General features: G+C 71.4%; 12 protein-coding genes. 9 read left to right on the forward strand and 3 right to left on the reverse strand.

The annotated features are described in order from the left end of the window. Nucleotides 1–122 precede the first annotated feature (122 nt). The 7 genes from OG798_RS32185 to OG798_RS32215 all read left to right on the forward strand — a co-directional run bounded on the left by OG798_RS32185 (nucleotide 123) and on the right by OG798_RS32215 (nucleotide 12,981). Nucleotides 123–2,954 carry a protein kinase domain-containing protein gene (locus tag OG798_RS32185; RefSeq protein WP_328758082.1) on the forward strand — a complete coding sequence of 944 codons (2,832 nt, stop codon included), beginning with the start codon at nucleotides 123–125 and terminating at the stop codon, nucleotides 2,952–2,954. Nucleotides 2,955–3,118: 164 nt separating this feature from the next. Further along, nucleotides 3,119–4,867 carry a serine/threonine-protein kinase gene (locus OG798_RS32190; protein WP_328760108.1) on the forward strand — a complete coding sequence of 583 codons (1,749 nt, stop codon included), beginning with the start codon at nucleotides 3,119–3,121 and terminating at the stop codon, nucleotides 4,865–4,867. A gap of 110 nt (nucleotides 4,868–4,977) precedes the next feature. After that, nucleotides 4,978–6,654, forward strand: coding sequence for a serine/threonine-protein kinase (locus OG798_RS32195; protein ID WP_267062622.1), 1,677 nt, complete (start codon nucleotides 4,978–4,980; stop codon nucleotides 6,652–6,654). A 103-nt stretch (nucleotides 6,655–6,757) separates the two neighbouring features. Then, on the forward strand, nucleotides 6,758–8,431 hold the full coding sequence (locus OG798_RS32200; RefSeq protein WP_267062623.1) for a serine/threonine-protein kinase: 1,674 nt from the start codon (nucleotides 6,758–6,760) through the stop codon (nucleotides 8,429–8,431). Nucleotides 8,432–8,705: 274 nt separating this feature from the next. Further along, complete coding sequence (locus OG798_RS32205; RefSeq protein ID WP_328758083.1) at nucleotides 8,706–9,302, forward strand: Uma2 family endonuclease; 597 nt, start codon at nucleotides 8,706–8,708, stop codon at nucleotides 9,300–9,302. Nucleotides 9,303–9,456: 154 nt separating this feature from the next. Then, nucleotides 9,457–11,094, forward strand: coding sequence for a succinic semialdehyde dehydrogenase (locus OG798_RS32210; RefSeq protein ID WP_095853051.1), 1,638 nt, complete (start codon nucleotides 9,457–9,459; stop codon nucleotides 11,092–11,094). An 81-nt stretch (nucleotides 11,095–11,175) separates the two neighbouring features. Continuing rightward, nucleotides 11,176–12,981, forward strand: coding sequence for a GMC family oxidoreductase N-terminal domain-containing protein (locus tag OG798_RS32215; protein WP_267062625.1), 1,806 nt, complete (start codon nucleotides 11,176–11,178; stop codon nucleotides 12,979–12,981). Between the two features lie 97 nt (nucleotides 12,982–13,078). Here OG798_RS32215 and OG798_RS32220 read toward each other — a convergent pair whose 3' ends face one another. Beyond that, complete coding sequence (locus OG798_RS32220) at nucleotides 13,079–14,059, reverse strand: LAETG motif-containing sortase-dependent surface protein (RefSeq protein ID WP_328758084.1); 981 nt, start codon at nucleotides 14,057–14,059, stop codon at nucleotides 13,079–13,081. A gap of 225 nt (nucleotides 14,060–14,284) precedes the next feature. Between OG798_RS32220 and OG798_RS32225 the strand changes: the two genes are divergently transcribed. Continuing rightward, nucleotides 14,285–15,490, forward strand: coding sequence for a hypothetical protein (locus OG798_RS32225; RefSeq protein WP_328758085.1), 1,206 nt, complete (start codon nucleotides 14,285–14,287; stop codon nucleotides 15,488–15,490). Between the two features lie 493 nt (nucleotides 15,491–15,983). Here the strand turns inward: OG798_RS32225 and OG798_RS32230 are convergent, their stop codons facing one another. Then, nucleotides 15,984–16,307, reverse strand: coding sequence for a chorismate mutase (locus OG798_RS32230; protein WP_282459373.1), 324 nt, complete (start codon nucleotides 16,305–16,307; stop codon nucleotides 15,984–15,986). 454 nt (nucleotides 16,308–16,761) lie between these two features. Here OG798_RS32230 and guaA point away from each other — a divergent pair, with 454 nt between their 5' ends. After that, nucleotides 16,762–18,342, forward strand: a complete 1,581-nt coding sequence (gene guaA / locus OG798_RS32235; protein ID WP_095853048.1) for a glutamine-hydrolyzing GMP synthase — start codon at nucleotides 16,762–16,764, stop codon at nucleotides 18,340–18,342. Between the two features lie 9 nt (nucleotides 18,343–18,351). Here the strand turns inward: guaA and OG798_RS32240 are convergent, their stop codons facing one another. Further along, nucleotides 18,352–18,870: a pyridoxamine 5'-phosphate oxidase family protein gene (locus OG798_RS32240; RefSeq protein ID WP_328758086.1), complete on the reverse strand. Its 519-nt coding sequence runs from the start codon at nucleotides 18,868–18,870 to the stop codon at nucleotides 18,352–18,354. Between the last annotated feature and the right edge of the window lie 41 nt (nucleotides 18,871–18,911).

The raw sequence follows: 18,911 nt of genomic DNA on the forward strand, positions 1-18,911 counted from the left end.
ATCTCGCATCCCGACATTGCGGGTTGCCTCCGGCACGTATCGTGAGTGGTTGCGGACCGTACGAAGCCGTAACGGGACGCGAGGCGAACGGAATTGACCACCGGGCGGCCGGGGGAGGCATCGTGGACGACTATGCGGGTCGGGTACTCGCCGACCGTTACCGCCTGCCGCTGCCGCCCTCCGACGAGTATGAATTCGCCGAGAGCCGGGCCTTCGACACCTACAGCGGTCAGGAAGTCCTCGTCCGGCAGGTGCCGTTGCCGGAGGTCGTCGAGGCGGAGATGCTCGACGCGGACGGGCTGCCCGAGGGGTTCGTGGCGAGGGACGGCGGGGCGCGGCGCGCCTCCGCGCGGACCACGCGCAGGCCCACCGAACCCGCCGTACGACGGGCGATCGAGGCGGCGCAGGCCGCCGCGCAGATTCCCGACCATCCCCGGCTGGACCAGGTCTTCGACGTGTTCGCCGAAGGCGGGTCGTTGTGGATAGTGAGTGAGTTGGTGCCCGCGCGGTCACTGGCCGCGCTGCTCGCCGAGAAACCGCTGAGCCCCTATCGGGCGGCCGAGGTCGCCGCCGACGTCGTCACCGCGCTACGGGTGCTGCACGCGCACGGATGGGTCCACCGCAACATCACCGTGCGCACGGTGCTCGTCTGCGACGACGGCCGGGTGATGCTGACCGGCCTGGCCGCCGGCGCCGCGGAGGAGGCACTGTGCGGGTACGACCCGGTGCCGGCACAGGACTTCGAGGGTCCCGGGGGTGAGGGAGGCGTCGGCGCCGGTTCACCCCATGCGGGTGCCGGTGCGGATGCACGAGCGGGTACGGGCACGGGCGCCGGTGTCCCGCGTGGTGCGGCCCGTGCGCGCGGTGCCGCGCCTGGTGAAGTGACCGGAGGACTGCCCGGCGGGGGAGCCGGTGGTGCCTCCGGCGGGGGTCCCGGAGCCTCGTTCGGCGCGGTGGTCGCCAGTGCGCAGGGGGCCGATGCCGAGGCCGCGCGGCGGGCCGCGATCGAGGCGCGGGCCGAGAACACCAATCCCGTAGGAGAGCCGCCCGTCGACGGCGGGGCGGCCCTGGCGCGCAGGGCGCTGGAGGCCGGAGGCGACGCCCGGGCGGCCCGGGCCGGAGCCATCGCCGCGTACCGGGCCGGAGCCCGGGCCGCGGCCCGCGTGCACGAGCAGCAGCGGGGCGGTCCGGCGGCACTGCCCGCGCCCCGACCCGCCCCGCCGGCCGACGGCTCCGTGCCGGGGACCCTGGGTTCCGGGCAGGGTGTGGAGCAGCGGCCGGAGACCCCGCGCCCCGGTCAGATCGCCGATCCGTACGGCGTCGGTGTCGGACGCGCGGGCGCGTGGCCAGGCGCGCAGCCCCGCCCCGGAAGCGGCCCCGGCACCGGTCCCGGCCCCGGCGGCAATGGAGGTCAGGGGCGCCCGGCGCTCCCCGGCCCCGCGGCCGGTCATGGATATGGCCCCAGCGGCACCCCGGTTCCCCCAGGAACCCAGAGTCCCCACGCCGCTCAGGGCCCCCACGCCGCTCAGGGCCACGGCCCCCAGAATCACGGCACCCCCGCCCTCGTGCCCGGACAGCAGTCCACCCCCGCCCCGTCGCCCAACGGCCGTTGGGACGAGCTGGTCGCCGGTGCGCCCCCGCGGCGCGGCCCCGCCACCGCGCTCGCCGCGGAGCGGGCCCGGCAGGCGCGGATGGCCGTCGTCGGTCCGGTGACCGAGCGCTGGGCGCCGGAGCAGGCCGGGCCGGTGCACGAGAACTGGCAGTTGGCGGCGCCGATCGGCCCCCAGACCGATCTGTGGGCGCTGGGCGCGCTGCTCTTCCGGGCCGTGCAGGGGCACGCGCCCTACCCGGAGGACAACACCGCGGAGCTGGTGCAGCTGGTGTGCGCGGAGCCACCCGCGTTCGCCGAGGAGTGCGGGCCACTGCGGCCCGTCGTGGAGTCGCTGCTGCGACAGGACCCCACCGAGCGGCTGGACTTCGAGGAGCTGAGCGGCTGGCTGCGCTCGCTGGTGCGGTCCGCGCCGGAGCCCGAGGCGGGCGCGCACGTGGTCGCGGCGCCGCCCGTCGACCCCAGCCGGCTGCCGATCGTACGGCGCAGGGGTGAGCTCGTCCGCAGGCGCCGGGCCAGGCTGCCCGCGACCAGTGCGCACGCCCGCCACAAGCGCGCGAAGCCCGACCGGCAGGCGAGGCCGGCCAGGTCGGCGGAGACGGCCAAGCCCCGCAAGCTGGGCCGGAACCTGCTCCTGCTGGTCCTGCTCCTGCTGGTCGCGGCGGTCGCGTACGCGATGGTCTTCATGCCGAAGAAGACCGACCCGAACAGCGACGCGAACGGCGAACGGACCGGCTCCGCGGGCCAGGTGAGCCCGGCACCCGGGAACACGGCGGGCGCGGACGGCAGCGCCGGCAGCCAGCCGCGCCCCGACCAGACCTCTCCCGGCACGGACACGAACCCTTCGGGCGGCGCCAGTTCGACGACCTCGCAGTCCAACGACCCGGCGGTCGGCCAGGGCTTCACCCTGCGCAAGGACTCCGAGGGCTTCCAGGTCGCCGTGGCCAACGGCTGGAACCGCACGCCCAAGAACGGCCGCGGCCAGGTGGTCTACTCCCAGGGCGACTTCGAGCTCATCGTCGTACCCGGACGGGACAGCACCAGCAAGTACGGTGGCGATCCGCTGACGTACCAGCGGGAGACCGAGAGCGAGTTGCAGCCGTTCCGTGATTCGACGTGGGCCACGTCCAGCGGGATGCGGCGGATCGACGTGGGCGGACGGACCATGGCCGAGGGGCAGTTCACCTGGCAGAACTCCGCGGGGCAGTCGCTGTACGTCCGCAATCTCGCGATCATCGTCGGCGGCCGCTACCACGTGGTGCAGGTGCGCGGCCCGGAGGCCGAACGGGACGAGGTCACCAGGCTGTACGAGCAGGCGTCGGCGACGTACCAAGTCACGGGCTGAGCAATTCCCGTAGTCATGAATCGCTGAACGCCGAATGGTTCCCTCCCGTACACGGAAGGGAGAACCGTCACAGTGCGGTCTCCGTACGACCCCGCCGGTTCCCTGCGCGGGGACCGCTCTTTAGTCTGACCCTGTCAATACCATTGCGGGGAAACGTGAATCAGATGCAGGGCCTGCTCCTCGCGGGCCGCTACCGACTTGTCGAATCCATCGGCAGCGGTGGCATGGGCCGCGTGTGGCGTGCGCACGACGAGGTGCTGCACCGTGCCGTCGCGATCAAGGAGCTGACGGCCGCGCTGTACGTGACGGAGAGCGACCGGGCCGTGCTGTTGGCGCGCACCCACGCCGAGGCGCGGGCCGCCGCCCGGATCAACCACTCGGCCGTCGTCACCGTGCACGACGTCCTGGATCACGACAACCGGCCCTGGATCGTCATGGAGCTGGTCGAGGGCAACTCACTGGCCGACGAGGTCAAGGAGAAGGGGCGCGTCGAACCGACCGAGGCGGCGCGGATCGGGCTGTGGGTGCTGCGCGCCCTGCGCGCCGCGCACTCCGCCGGTGTGCTGCACCGTGACGTGAAGCCCGGGAACGTACTGCTGTCCTCCGACCGACGGGTGCTGCTCACCGACTTCGGGATCGCGCAGGTCGAGGGCGACACGACCATCACGCGTACCGGCGAGATCGTCGGCTCGGTCGACTACCTGGCGCCCGAGCGGGTGCGCGGGCACGACCCCGGCCCGTCCGCCGACCTGTGGGCGCTCGGCGCGACGCTGTACACGGCGGTGGAGGGGCGGTCGCCGTTCCGGCGGACCTCGCCGCTGACCACCATGCAGGCCGTGGTCGACGAGGAGCCCGCGCCGCCGCAGCACGCCGGTCCGCTCGGGCCCGTCATCACCGCGCTGCTGAACAAGGACCCGGCCGTGCGGCCCGGTGCGGAGGAGGCCGAGCAGATGCTCGCCGAGGCCGCGGAGGGGCGCAGGCCGAGTGCGGCGCAGGCGTATGTGCCGACGCGGCAGCACGTGGACACGGGCACCATGGGGATGGGCGCGCAGCGGGTGGCGCCCTACGGGACGGCGCCGCACGGGACGGGATCGCACGGCGCCGCGCCCCACGGACCGGGGGCGCACGAGACGGCGTCGCACGGGTCCGTGGCGCACGGATCGGGCGCGCACGGGGCGACACCGACGCTTCACGCGCCGGTGCCCGGGCCCCTGGGCGACGGCACTGGCTCCGGGGGCGCGTCCGGGAGACGGCGCCGCGGTCGTACGATCGCCCTCGTCGTCGTACTCGCCGCCCTGATCGGCGGTGGCGGCGCCGTGGCCATGCACTATGTGAACGGCGCACGGACGGGCGACACTCACAACAGTGCCTCGTCCGGCAGCGCGAATTCCGGCACCACCAAGCCCGGGAGCACCCCGACCGCGACTTCGGGCACCCAGGAGCCGTCCGGCTCCGTGCCCGACACCTGGGTGCAGCGGGACGACGTCGAGGGCTTCACCATCTCCCTGCCCGACAAGACCTGGCAGCGGCAGGCCAACGGCAACCAGGTCGACTACACGCCCGACGGCGGCAAGCACTTCGTCCGTATCGCCATCGACGACTCCCCGGACTTCCCCACCCCGTACGCACACCAGCAGGACCTGGAACAGCAGTTGACCAAGCTGGTCGACTACCACCAGGTGCTTCTGCAGTCCAACACGTTCCGCGACTGCCCGGGCTCCCTGTGGGACTTCACCTGGACCGCGCTGCCGAAGCAGACGCCGTTCCCGGGCGAGCGGCGGGCGATCGAGCAGACGTACCTCAGCCGTGAGGGTGTCGAGTACGCGATCTACATGTCCTCGCCCGCGGCGGACTGGGACACGGCGCGTCGGCAGTTCGACGTGATTCTCCGCAGCTGGCTCCCCAAGACCTGACGGGCCGGACGGACACGAACCGGTCGCAACCGGTCTGACGAGGCCGGATAACAACCATCGCGCGGTCCGGGGCCCGGAGCGCGTCCGTCCGGTGCGGCATGATGGGGCGTATGGGGACCGAGGGGGAGAACGTCCGTGTGATCGGCGGCCGTTACCGGCTGGAGGCCAGGATCGGCCGGGGCGGCATGGGCGTCGTCTGGCGCGCCACCGACCAGCTGCTCGCCCGGCAGGTCGCGGTGAAGGAACTCGCCCTCGACGACTCGCTCTCCGACGACGAGTCCCGGACGCAGCGCGACCGCACCCTGCGCGAGGCCCGCGCGGTCGCCCAGCTGCACCACCCGCACATCATCGTCGTGCACGACGTGGTCGAGGAGGACGAACGGCCGTACATCGTGATGGAGCTGATCGACGGCGGCTCGCTCGCCGAGAAGATCTCCGCCGACGGTCCTGTCGACGCGCCCGAGGCCGCCCGGATCGGCCTCGCCCTCCTCGGCGCGCTGCGCCGCGCGCACGAGGCGGGTGTCCTGCACCGTGACCTCAAGCCCGCCAACGTCCTGATGGAGGCGGGTACCGACCGTGTCGTGCTCACCGACTTCGGCATCGCCCAGGTCGCGGGCGCCACGACACTCACCGAGAGCGGGTCGTTCGTCGGCTCGCCCGAGTACACCGCGCCCGAGCGGATGTCCGGGGTCAGGACCGGACCCGAGTCCGATCTGTGGTCGCTCGGGGCGCTGCTCTGCACGGTCCTGAGCGGTGAATCGCCCTTCCGCCGTGACTCGTTGGGCGGCATCCTGCACGCCGTCGTCATGGACGAGATCCGCCCGCCCGCGCAGGCCGCGCCCCTGCTGCCCGTCGTTCGGGGGCTGCTGGAGCGCGATCCGGAGCGGCGGCTCGACGCGGTGGAGGCGGAGCGGCTGCTCAGGGCGTTCCTGGAGACGGGCCGTACGCCGCGGGCCGCGTCGGCCGGCTACACACCCACGCAACGGGACGTACCGAAGCGGAAGTCACCCGTCCAGCAGGCCGCGCACCACTCCCCACCACCTGTTCATCCGCCTGCCGCCGCGCCCGACCGTGCCCCGAAGCGGTCGGCGCGGACCATGCTCGTCGTCGCGGCGCTGGTCGCCGCCGCGGCCGGAGCGGGCGTGTCGGCGGTGCTGCTGGTGAACCACGACGGGGGCGGCGGGGGCGGTACGTCGACTCCGTCCGCCAGTTCGGCGCCGGGCACGTCCGTGAGCGCGTCGCACTCCCCGAGCGCGCCCGCGGCGCCGGGGTCTTCGGCCTCACCGAGCGCCGCCCCCACGGTCACCGTCACCCGGCAGCAGAAGCCGACCGCCGCCTCCGGCCCGGCGCCCTCGGGCTACCGGACGGTCCATGACCCGGACGGGTTCTCGCTCGCCGTGCCGGACGGCTTCACCCGCGATCCGGAGGGCGAGCGGATCTTCTACCTCTCGCCGGGCCAGACCTTCCGCCTCGGCATCAAGGCGACCGACCCCGAGGCGGGCGGCCCGCTCGCGGTGATGCGGCGCGCCGACGCCGACGGGCCGTCCACGAACCCGGGCTACCAAGACGGCACCGTCACCTCGACCACGCACGACGGACAGCCCGCCGCGCTCTGGGAGTTCACCTGGAACGGCTTCACCAAGGCGGAGGGCGCGCGGCACACGTACGACCTCTGCTGGGAGGAAGGCGGCCGGATGTACGACGTGTGGGTGTCGGCGCCGGTCGGCAAGGTGACGCAGGCGAAGGAGTACTTCGACGTGGCGTTGGACACCTTCGTGGCCCCGTAGACGGGAGGTATACGGGAGATAAGGGACGGCCCGCGTCACGGGTCTGTGACCGGTGCGCGACGGGGCTGGATGCCGGAGAGCGTGCCGCGATAGGGATGGACCCATGAGGAACAACGGGGGAGTCCCTTACGGGGCCGACGAGCCGACGAGTTTCGTTCTGCAACCGCCGACCCGGGTCGCCCCGGAGCCGACGGCCGAGCCCGCGCCCGGTCCAGCGCCCGTGCCCGCGCCCGGTCCAGTGCCCGCGTCCGCGCCCAACCCCGCGACCGATCCCGATCCCGATCGCGACCCCGGCACCGGGCGGCTCATCGCGGGCCGCTACCGGCTGCTCGGCAAGCTCGGGCACGGTGGGATGGGGACGGTCTGGCGGGCCAAGGACGAGACGGTGGACCGTGAGGTCGCCGTCAAGGAACCCCGCGTACCGGACCACCTTCCCGAGCGTGAACGCGCCAATGTCTTCGAGCGGATGCGCCGCGAGGCGCGCGCCGCGGCCCGGCTCGACCACCCGGCGGTGGTGAACGTCCACGACGTCGCGGTCGTGGACGGACAGCCCTGGATCGTCATGGAACTGGTGCGGGGCCGTTCGCTGGGCGCCGCCCTCCAGGAGGGCACGCTCGGGGTGCGTGAGGCGGCGCGGATCGGTCTTGAGGTGCTCGGCGCGCTGGAGGCGGCGCACGCGGCGGGCATCCTGCACCGGGACGTCAAGCCCGACAACGTGCTGCTCGGCCCGCACGGCCGGGTCGTCCTCACCGACTTCGGCATCGCGCAGATCGAGGGGGAGACGAATCTGACGGCCACGGGCGGCTTCGTCGGGTCGCCCGAGTACATCGCGCCGGAACGGGTGCTCGGCCAGCGTCCGGGCCCGGCCTGCGACCTCTGGTCGCTCGGTGTCGTCCTGTACGCGGCCACGGAGGGCGTGTCGCCCTTCCGCCGCAGCAACACGCCCGCGACGCTCCAGTCGGTCCTCAACTCCACCCCGGCGCCGCCCGCGTCGGCGCGGGGTCCGCTGGCGGAGGCCATCAACGGGCTCCTGGACAAGGACCCCTCCCGCCGCCCCGGCGCGGACCGGGTCCGACGGATGCTGGAGCAGGCCGCCGAGCCACCCGTCCCGGAGCCGACGCAGGTGGTGCAGATCGCGGGTCCGGGCGGCAAGGGTCTGCGCGTGCGGCGCACGCCCCTGTTCATCGGCCTCGGCGCGGTGGTCGTCGCGGCGGCGGTGGCGGCGTACCTGGTGTTCGCGAACCCGTTCGCGGGTCCGCTGCCCGACGGCTGGAAGAAGCACCACGACACGGACGTCGCCGCGACACTGGTGGTACCCGCGGGCTACCAGAGATCGACGCCGGACCGGACGTCGGACAAGGGGCACTGGGTCACGTACACCGACTGGAGCGGCAGCATCTGGATCGGCCTGACCCTGATCAAGAAGTCCGAGGACGCGAGCCACCGGATCAAGGACTCCTCGGCCGCCGAGATGTACGCCGACAACGACGACTTCAAGGGCAGCGGCGCGTACGAGCTGAGCATGCCCGCGGCCCCGCGGACGGACCCGGAGGAAACGAAGTACCACGGCAGGCAGTCCGCCGAGAACACCGTCGCCTACACGACCACCGACAGCCAGAACCCGCGCCCGCGCGAGGTGAAGATCTTCTACTACAAGACGTCCAAGGGCGACATGTACAAGTTCACGATCAGCTATCCGGGCAAGGGCGACTTCACGACACGCGGCCGTGAAGTCGCCAGGACGGCGATCGCGAACCTGGACATCGACCAGTTGTAGAGGGGCGACGAGGGGTCAGGCGAGCTGGCCGGCCTGGGCCTTGATGGCCGGCGGGGATGCCGTGTTCCGGTCCGCTCCGCCCCGTTCCCGCCGAGGCGGACGGCGGGCGCGGACTGTTCCTCGTATGCCATTACGCGGAAGCTTGGGGTGGCTACCCGCTCGGCGACGACCTCTGCGGCGTGAAGGCCCACGGTTGCGAGCGGCGCAGTCCGCGCGGCGCTACCGTGGAGGCAGCGACACGCCCTGTAATCGGTGGAGGACCGCGGTGACCATCATGAGCGAGCGTCCGGCGTCCATAGACGCTCCTTCGGCCGGAGTCTTTGGGGACATGCTTCGGACCGTCGAGGAGCTGGACACGCCTGAGGGTTACAAGGCCGAACTCATCCGGGGGAAGATCGTCGTGTCGCCGTGGTCGAAGCTGCGTTATCTGCGTCCCATGCGGAGGCTTCGCAGCCAGGTGGAGGCTCATGCGCCTGAAGGGCATGTCGCCGAGACCTCACCCTTCCTCTTCGTGTTTCCGCCTGCTGAGCGAGGCTTCGGTCCCGACCTCTTTGTCGCCGACGAAACCGCCTTCGAAGCCGAAGGCCGCCACGCCGACGGTGCCGCCCTCTCCCTCGTCGCGGAGCTGACCTCCGCATCCACCAAGGACGCCGACTGGCTCGACAAGCTGGACACGTACGGGCGTGTCGTCCCCGTGTATCTGGTGCTGGACATGCAGGTGGGGGAGATCACCGCGTTCTGGGACCCCTCCCCGAAGGGCTATCGGTCGCGGACGACGGTCACCTTCGGTACGTCCCTGCGTGTTCCCCCACCCTTCGACTTCGACCTCGACACCTCGGAGTTCGCGGCTGGCGCGGACGTGGAGAGCTGACCAACCCGGGCGGCCCCGAATGGAGACCGGCTGCCTGAACAACGCGCTGATCAGGGCGTTTACTGCCAGTGCCCACTGGCGCGGTGTGTGCAGTCGGTGAAAGCGGGTTACCAACGGGTACCCAAAGCCCCCGCTCCGTCATACGCTGCGCCTCATGACGGACTCGCAGGCCTCGGAAATCACCGGCACGGTCAAGTCGGAAAAGACCGGCACCAACCCCCTCGCCCCCGCCCCCGTGGGCGCCCGCACCGCCGCCGACGTGGTCACGCCCGAGCTGGTCGCGCAGCTCACCAAGGGTGTCGTCGGCTCCGGGCGGACCGCCAACCACACCCCGTTCACCGGCGAGAAGCTGGCCGACCTGCCCGAGTCCACCCCCGAGGACGTACGGGAGGCCTTCGAGCGGGCCCGTAAGGCGCAGGTCGCCTGGGGTGCCACGCCCGTACGGCAGCGCGCCGCCGTCCTGCTCCGCTTCCACGACCTGGTGCTCGCCCGCCAGGCCGAGGTGCTCGACCTCATCCAGCTGGAGACCGGCAAGGCCCGGCTGCACGCGCACGAAGAGGTGCAGGCCGTCGTCGTGGCCGCCCGCCACTACGGCAGGAAGGCTCCCGCCTACCTCCGCCCCAAGCGGCACGCCGGGGCCATGCCCACCCTCACCAAGGTCACCGAACTGCGCCACCCGCGCGGTGTCGTGGGCCAGATCGCGCCCTGGAACTACCCCCTCGAACTCTCCGTCGGCGACGCGCTCCCGGCCTTCGTCGCGGGCAACGCGGTCGTCATGAAGCCGGACACCGAGACCTGCCTCACCGCCCTGTGGGCGCGCGATCTGCTCGTCGAGGCCGGGCTGCCCGCCGAGGTCTTCCAGGTCGTCATCGGGGACGGTCCGGTCGTCGGGCCGGAGGTCGTCAAGCACGCCGACTACGTCTCCTTCACCGGGTCCACCCGGACCGGCCGCGAGGTCGCCCAGGGTGCCGCCGCCCGGCTCGTCGGCGTCTCCCTCGAGCTCGGCGGCAAGAACGCGATGGTGGTCCTGGAGGACGCCGACATCGACAAGGCCGCCGCGGGCGCCGTCCGCGCCTGCTTCTCCTCCGCGGGCCAGCTCTGCATCTCCATCGAGCGCTTGTACGTCCACGAGTCCGTCGCCGACGCGTTCGCGGAGCGCTTCGCCGCCCGGACCAAGGCCATGCGGCTCGGCACCTCCCTCGCCTACGGCGCCGACATGGGCTCGCTGGTGGGGGAGCGGCAACTGGAGACCGTGACCCGGCATGTGGAGGAGGCGGTCGCGAAGGGCGCGAAGGTCGTCGCCGGTGGCGTCGCCCGCCCCGACATCGGCCCCTACTTCTTCGAGCCCACCATCCTCGACGGCGTGGAAGCCCCCATGGCCGTCTGCAACGAGGAGACCTTCGGGCCCGTCGTCTCCCTCTACCGCTTCAAGACGGACGACGAGGTCGTCGAACTCGCCAACTCCACGTCGTACGGCCTCAACTCCTCCGTCTGGACGAAGGACGGGCGGCGCGGACGCGCGGTCGCGGCGCGGCTGCGCACCGGCACGGTCAACGTCAACGAGGGATACGCGCCCGCGTACGGCAGTGTCCAGTCGCCGATGGGCGGCATGAAGGACTCCGGCCTCGGCCGCCGGCACGGCTCCGAGGGCATCCTCAAGTACACCGAGGCACAGACCGTCGCCCAGCAGCGGCTGCTGCCGATGGCGCCCTCGCTCGGCATGGACGACGAGAAGTACGCGCAGTTCATGAGCCGCAGCCTGAGGGTGATGAAGGCGCTCCGGCTGCGATAAGGGCCCCGGCAAGGGCTCCGCCGTGGGCTCCGCCAAGGGCTCCGTCAGGCCGCACCACGTTCTCAATGAGGAGAGCAGCACGTGTCACAGGAGAACTCCGTCCACAACCCGGACGACACCGCGTACGACTACGACGTCATCGTCGTCGGCTCCGGCTTCGGTGGCTCGGTCACGGCCCTCAGGCTCACCGAAAAGGGCTACCGCGTAGGCGTGTTGGAAGCGGGTCGTCGCTTCACCCGTGACGCGCTGCCCAAGAACTCCTGGGACATCAAGAACTACCTGTGGGCGCCGGCGCTCGGCATGTACGGCATTCAGCGCATCCATCTGCTGGGCAACGTCATGGTGCTGGCGGGCGCCGGAGTCGGCGGCGGCTCCCTGAACTACGCCAACACCCTCTACGTACCGCCGAAGGCCTTCTTCGACGACCCGCAGTGGAAGGACATCACCGACTGGCAGGCGGAGCTGAAGCCGTACTACGACCAGGCCCGCCGCATGCTCGGTGTGCGGCTCAACCCGACGATGACCCCCTCCGACGTCCATCTCAAGGCGGCCGCGCAGCGGATGGGCGTCGGCGACACCTTCCACATGGCGCCGGTCGGCGTCTTCTTCGGCGACGGGCAGGACGCGGACGGCACGGCGAAGGCCGGGCCCGGCGGTGAGGTGGAGGACCCCTACTTCGGGGGCGCCGGACCCGCCCGCAAGGCGTGCACCGAGTGCGGCGAGTGCATGACCGGCTGCCGGCACGGCGCGAAGAACACCCTCAACGAGAACTACCTGTACCTGGCGGAGAAGGCGGGCGCGGTCGTGCACCCGATGACCACCGTCGTGTCCGTCATGGACGACTCGCAGGGCGGATACGCCGTCGCCACCCTGCCCACGGACGAGAAACGCAAGGGCGCGGGGCGGACGCTCAAGGCGCGCAGGGTCGTCATCGCCGCGGGTACCTACGGCACGCAGACACTGCTGCACCGGATGAAGGCGGGCGGCCAACTGCCGTACCTCTCCCCGAGGCTGGGCGAGCTGACCCGCACCAACTCGGAGGCGCTGGTGGGCGCGCAGACCGACAACCGTCGCTACCGCAAGGCGCACGGCACGCCCAAGGCCGACTTCACCCAGGGTGTCGCCATCACCTCCTCGATCCACCCGGACGCGAACACCCACATCGAGCCCGTCCGCTACGGCAAGGGCTCGAACGCCATGGGTGGCCTGTCCATCCTCCAGGTCCCGTACGCGGAGGGCTCGTCGAGGGTGGCGGGATGGCTGGTGAACGCGGCGAAGCACCCGCTCCTCGTGCTTCGCTCGCTCTCCAACCGCCGCTGGTCCGAGCGGACCATCATCGGTCTGGTGATGCAGTCGCTGGACAACTCCCTGACGACCTACCTGAAGCCGAAGGGCGCGGGGAAGGGTCTGCTGACGGCCCGGCAGGGTCACGGCGCGCCCAACCCCAAGCAGATCAGGGCCGCGTCCGAGGCCGCGTCCGCCGTCGCCGCGGAGATCAACGGGTTCGCGGGCAGCAACGTGGGCGAGCTGATGGGGACGCCGCTGACCGCGCACTTCCTGGGCGGCTGCCCGATCGGCGACTCCCGGGAGACCGGCGTGATCGACCCGTACCACCGGCTGTACGGCCACCCGGGCATCTCCGTCGTCGATGGCGCCGCGGTCTCCGCGAACCTCGGGGTGAACCCGTCGCTCACCATCACCGCCCAGGCCGAACGCGCGATGTCGTACTGGCCCAACAAGGGCGAGGCGGACCCGCGTCCGGCGCCGGGAGCGGCATACGAGCGTCTGAAGCCGGTCGAGCCCCGCGACCCGGCGGTGCCCGCGGACGCCTTCGGCGCGCTGCGGCTGCCGTTCCTGGGGATGCCTACGGTGCCGCCGAAACCGTAACTCCGTCTCCGGATACGAGAAGGACCCGCACCCCCCTCCGAGTGCGGGTCCTTCTCGTAGCTGTAGCTCTATCCGTACCTACTGGCCCACTGGCTGCTTACGCGGTGGCGTCGACCGACTTGCGGCGACGCACCACGAACACCGCACCCGCACCGGCGACGACGGCGATGCCACCGGCGAGCGCGATCATCGGCAGGGCGGAGCTGGAGCCGGTCTCGGCGAGGCTGCCGTTGACCTCAGGGGTGTTGCCCTTGTCGGCCGGCTTGTCCGAGACCGGAACCTTGCCGCCTTCCTGCGGCTTGGTGCCATCGGTGTCGGTACCCGAGGAGACGATCTGGAACTTGTACGCGACCTCGCCGAAGCCCGTGCACTGGCCGTCCGTGTCGCCGTAGATGCTGGCGCCGAGCGAGAAGCCGGCGCCGACCGGGGCGCTGGACTTCACGTTGATACGGAGCGGGATGTCGACCTCGTAGTCGGGCTTCAGCTCGTCGGTGTAGCCGACGAAACCGACCGCGTAACCCTCGGAGTCGACGTCCTCCCAGGCCTTGGTGTCCTCGTTGTACGCCTGGAGCTGGACCTTCTTGCTCTGGAAGAGGTCGTCGCCCGCCTTGTCGGAGGACGCGCCGGCGAAGAAGCCGAGCTCGTTCAGCGTGGACTTGGAGTTGTTGAGCACGTTCAGGGAGAACTTGTGCCAACCACTGCCCGCCGCGATCTTGCCGGGCAGGCCGGAGATGGAGACGTCGACCTTGGAGTCCTGGCACTCGGACGGCTCGGGCTCCGGCGTGTCGGACGGCTCCGGCGACGTGGTGCTCGGCGCGGGGGTCGCGGAGGTCGTGGTGGTGGCGGTGGCGGTGGCGCTCGGCTTCGGAGTGGTCTCGGTCGCCGACGCGGACGGCGTCTCGGAGGGCGCGGGAGTGGTCTCGGTCGGGGTCGCCGACGCGGGCTCGCTCGCGGTCTCGGACACCGTCGCGGTGGGGGAGGGGGTCTCCTCCGCGAACGCGGCCGGCGCCGAAAGCAGCGCCAGAGGGGCTATTGCTGCCGTTGCGGCCGCCAGGGCCATGGCACGGCGAAGCTTCATGAAGACCTCGGAAAGTCCGGTGTACCGCTGTGTCGCGGTACGCGTATGGGGTGAGGCCTCCGCGTGTGGGGCGCGGGTGTGGCCGTTGGTTCTGCAGGTGTGACCCGCGAAGCCTGTGAACGGTTGTGTCTTCACTCACGGAATTCTTATGTGGGCTGTGTCACACACCGATCTGGACGGATCTGCCTTGTGTACAGGCTTTCGATCCACTTAGAACTGATCCTCGTGTCTGACAAGCAGCCCGAAGAGGCGGGGGAGTCCGGGGAGTTCGAGCAACCCTCCGTCCCCGACGACGTGTGGGAGCGGTTCGCCCGCGACACCGAACATGACATCCGCAGTTCGGCGCCGAAGGAGCCGTCCGCCCGGGCGCGCATGGTGACCGAACGGCTCCGGCAGAAGGACGCCAAGGGCGCCCAGCCGGAGGGGTGGCGAACGGGTCCGGCCTGGCGGGAGATGGACGGGCGCGCGTCCCGTCGGCGCCGGCTGTGGGCGATCCTCGGCGTGCCCGTCGCGATCGCCGTGGCGCTGGTGGCGGTCAAGCCCTCGCTGTTGCCGGGCGACCCCTTCGGCACGTCGTCCGGTACGCCGTCAGGGGGTGCGTCCGCCGCCGCGCTGCCCGCCGAGACCGCGCCTCCGACCGCCGCTCCCTCCAGCGCCGCGCCCGACACGCCCACCCTCGACAGGCCGTTCGCCGGCTCGCCCGCCGAGCGCTGGGCCGACGGTGCCGCCGCCATCGTCGTACCGAAGGCGACGCCGGTCGGTACGTTCACGAGCGCGCAGGTGGCCGCGGCCCTGAAGCAGGCGAAGACCCTGCTCGTCGGCGCGAACCTGAACCCGGGGACCCTGCGTGGCGAGCGCCCCGAGAGCGTGCTCGCGCTCCTCGACCCGAAGCAGCCCCGCATGCTCGACGACGTGAACAGCTGGCTGCGCGCGCCGGGGAAGAAGCACGATCCGCTGTTGCTCTTCAGCCGGTTCGACCCGGCCGAGGTGCGGCCGGCCGGGGATGTGGTCAAGGTCCGGGGCCGGACGACGTTCAAGGCGGGCGCACACGCGTCCGTCGCCATCCACATGGACTACACCTTCGTCTACCCCCTGATCCAGGCGGACCAGGCATCGAAGGCGTCGGGGGCGACGGAGACGTCCGGGGCGTCGACCGAAGTGGCCCGCACCATCGTGCGCCGCGTCCTCGACCTCGAACTCCTCGACCCGCGGAAGTACCAGGCCACTCCCGGCAAGCTGTCGATCACCCGGTACGACCAGGACCTCGGCAACACCGCCTGCGACGTCTACGACGGTTTCCTGCACCCCCAGTTCGTCTCGGCCGCCCCCACCGGCGCGCCTCCGACGGGGCCCACGACCGATCCGTACGACCGCAGCCGGGACATCCGGCACTCCGGCACGGAGACGTGCGGCACGGTGTCCCGCACCTGACGGGATCCGACGGGCGTGCGAAGGGCCCCGCGGGACGGAGACCGCGGGGCCCTTCTTCGCCAGCACCGACGTCAGGGCAGCGCCGGTGCTTGGGGAGCGGCGCCGGGGGGTGCGCCGCGGGTCTCGGTACGAACATGGGGGTACGGGACTGGGACCGTGGAGCGGAGCGGAACCCAGAGCCTGGGGGTGCGCTCGGGCCGTCGAACAGATTCCGTCGATCAGATTCCGTCGGACGGCCCCGGGCGTCCCCGGAGCCGACCGTTCTCTTGAGTGACCGGGCTGCTGTCCCCTGCCGTCCGGTCACACCCCTGGGACGAGGTCCCACGACGTACGGCACGATCCGTACGTCTCATCGCCCCAGTGGAGCCACGCGTGGTTCTTTCGGGCCCGCCCCTGGCTGGCACGGACACCGGGACCAACGAAGTCCGCGGCGCCCCGGTCACGCGCCGTACGGGTGAGAGGGCATGCGTACGTGCGTGCGTCGCGTACGGGGTCAGACGCGGCCGCGGCACAGCTCCAGCAGCGTCATGGCGAGCGAGGTGCCGGGCTTGCCGAGCGCGTCCCGGAAGTGGGCGAGGATCTCCATCTCGCGCGAGAGGTTCACCCGGCGGCCACCGGACTCGATCCGGGCCTCCTGGATCACCTTCGACACGGCCATCCGTTCCTGGACGAGGCCGATGATCCGGTCGTCGAGGGCATCGATGCGTTCGCGGGCGCCGGTGATCACGTCTGCGGCCTCGTCGGTACGGGCGCCGGTCTTGTCGAGTACGTCGGCCATGGTGGGCTCCTCTTGGGATGAGGTGCCCCGGATCGGCAGGACCCGGAAACGACAGAAGCCCCGGGCCTTGTCGGCCCGGGGCGCCTGGGAAGTCGCTTGTCAGTTGCTCAAGCAGCACGACCATGGCAGCCGGTGGGCCGGTTGCCATAGGTAAACAGGAAGGTCGCCTGCGTGAGCATGCAAGCAGTATGCCCACAGGGCCGTGCCACGTCCAAGCGGGTTCGGATACTGAGACTCGGACCCAAGTGCGGGCGGACGGGGCTTCGCCCCGCATTCCCCGCGCCCCTTGAGGGCGCTGGCGCGCGTCTTTCAGCCTGTCCGGCGTTCGAGGACGAGACCGTTCAGGCCGATCGGGGGTTTGGGGGCGGAGCCCCCGAGTCGGGAGGGGTCGGGTAGAGGCGGCGGGGGCGGAGAACCCGGTGCAGGCATGCTCGCGTGGACCCCCGGTAGACTCGATACCCCACACCCCCTGCTCACCGCCGGAAGGCAAACCGTGCCAGAAGCGTCCCCCGCCGCCCCCGACACCGTCCTGGTCGTCGACTTCGGTGCGCAGTACGCCCAGCTCATCGCCCGCCGCGTCCGCGAGGCCCGGGTCTACAGCGAGATCGTGCCGAGCACCATGCCGGTCCAGGAGATGCTCGCCAAGAACCCGGCGGCGATCATCCTCTCCGGAGGCCCCTCGTCGGTGTACGCCGAGGGCGCCCCCCGCCTCGACCGAGCGATCTTCGAGTCCGGCGTCCCCGTCTTCGGCATGTGCTACGGCTTCCAGCTGATGGCGACGACCCTCGGCGGCACGGTCGACAACACCGGCGCCCGCGAGTACGGCCGTACGCCCCTGCACGTCTCCAAGTCCGGATCGACCCTCTTCGAAGGCACCCCGGACGAGCAGTCGGTGTGGATGTCGCACGGCGACGCGTGCAGCGCCGCCCCCGAGGGCTTCACGGTCACGGCGTCCACGGACGTCGTCCCGGTCGCGGCCTTCGAGAACGACGAGAAGAAGCTGTACGGCGTCCAGCACCACCCGGAGGTCATGCACTCCACGCACGGCCAGCAGGTGCTCGAGCACTTCCTGTACCGCGGCGCGGGCCTCACGCCGGACTGGACGACCGGCAACGTCATCGACGAGCAGGTCGCCCTCATCCGCGAGCAGGTCGGCGACAAGCGCGCCATCTGCGGCCTCTCCGGCGGCGTGGACTCCGCCGTCGCCGCCGCCCTCGTACAGAAGGCCATCGGCTCCCAGCTGACCTGCGTGTACGTCGACCACGGCCTGATGCGCAAGGGCGAGACCGAGCAGGTCGAGAAGGACTTCGTGGCCGCGACCGGCGTACAGCTGAAGGTCGTGGACGCGCAGGAGCGGTTCCTCAGCGCACTCAAGGGCGTCTCGGACCCCGAGGAGAAGCGGAAGATCATCGGCCGGGAGTTCATCCGGGTCTTCGAGCAGGCCCAGGCGGAGATCATCGCCGAGGCCGCGGAGGGCGAGGACGTCGCCTTCCTGGTCCAGGGCACGCTCTACCCGGACGTGGTCGAGTCCGGTGGCGGCACCGGCACGGCCAACATCAAGTCCCACCACAACGTGGGCGGCCTCCCCGAGGACCTCGAGTTCGAGCTCGTCGAGCCGCTGCGCAAGCTGTTCAAGGACGAGGTCCGGATGGTCGGGCAGGAGCTCGGTCTCCCCGACGAGATCGTCCAGCGCCAGCCCTTCCCGGGCCCGGGCCTCGGCATCCGGATCGTCGGCGAGGTGACGAAGGAGCGGCTCGACCTGCTCCGCGAGGCGGACGCCATCGCCCGCGAGGAACTCACGGCGGCCGGCCTGGACCGTGACATCTGGCAGTGCCCGGTGGTCCTGCTCGCGGACGTCCGCAGCGTGGGCGTCCAGGGCGACGGCCGCACGTACGGCCACCCGATCGTGCTGCGCCCCGTCTCCTCCGAGGACGCGATGACCGCCGACTGGTCCCGCCTCCCGTACGAGGTCCTCGCCAAGATCTCGACCCGCATCACCAACGAGGTCGCGGACGTCAACCGAGTCGTCCTCGACGTCACGAGCAAGCCCCCGGGCACGATCGAGTGGGAGTAGTCCCACCCCTCAGGTCCGCCTGAGAGTCCGCACCGGCTCTCCGGGCGTCCAGACCTGGACGACCAGATAGGTGTCGTCCTCGATGTAGGTCCGTACGACCTCCGTCAGCTCGGTGCGGAAGAGGTGGAACGGCTCCGGCGGTTCCACCTCTTTCACGTACGCGGCCTTGACCGTCCCGTCGTCGACCTCGACGGCCCGTCCACTGATCCGGACGTCCCCGCCCCCCATCGCCGTGCCCGGCCCCGGGTTCGCCTGGAGCGCGAAGCGCGGGTCGCGGCGCAGGTCGAGTGCCTTGAGTGAGTCCGGCATCATGCCGAGCCACAGATCGCCGCGCAGGAAACGCACCTCAAGGCCGGTGGTCCGGGGCGAACCGTCCTTGCGGAGGGTCGCGAGGACGTGGTGCGTGAAGGCCCCGAAACGCTCTTCGACCGCCTGGGCGAGTGAGGGTTCGGCGGCGACGAAGGTGCCCCAGCGCGCGGGGTTCACGTATTCGGCAGGGCTCTCGGCAAGGCCGTTGGTAGCGCTCATACGGTGAGTGTGGCGCCGATACCCGACACGTACTGTCGGGT

This window comes from Streptomyces sp. NBC_00271 (assembly GCF_036178845.1).
Taxonomy (GTDB): Bacteria; Actinomycetota; Actinomycetes; order Streptomycetales; family Streptomycetaceae; genus Streptomyces.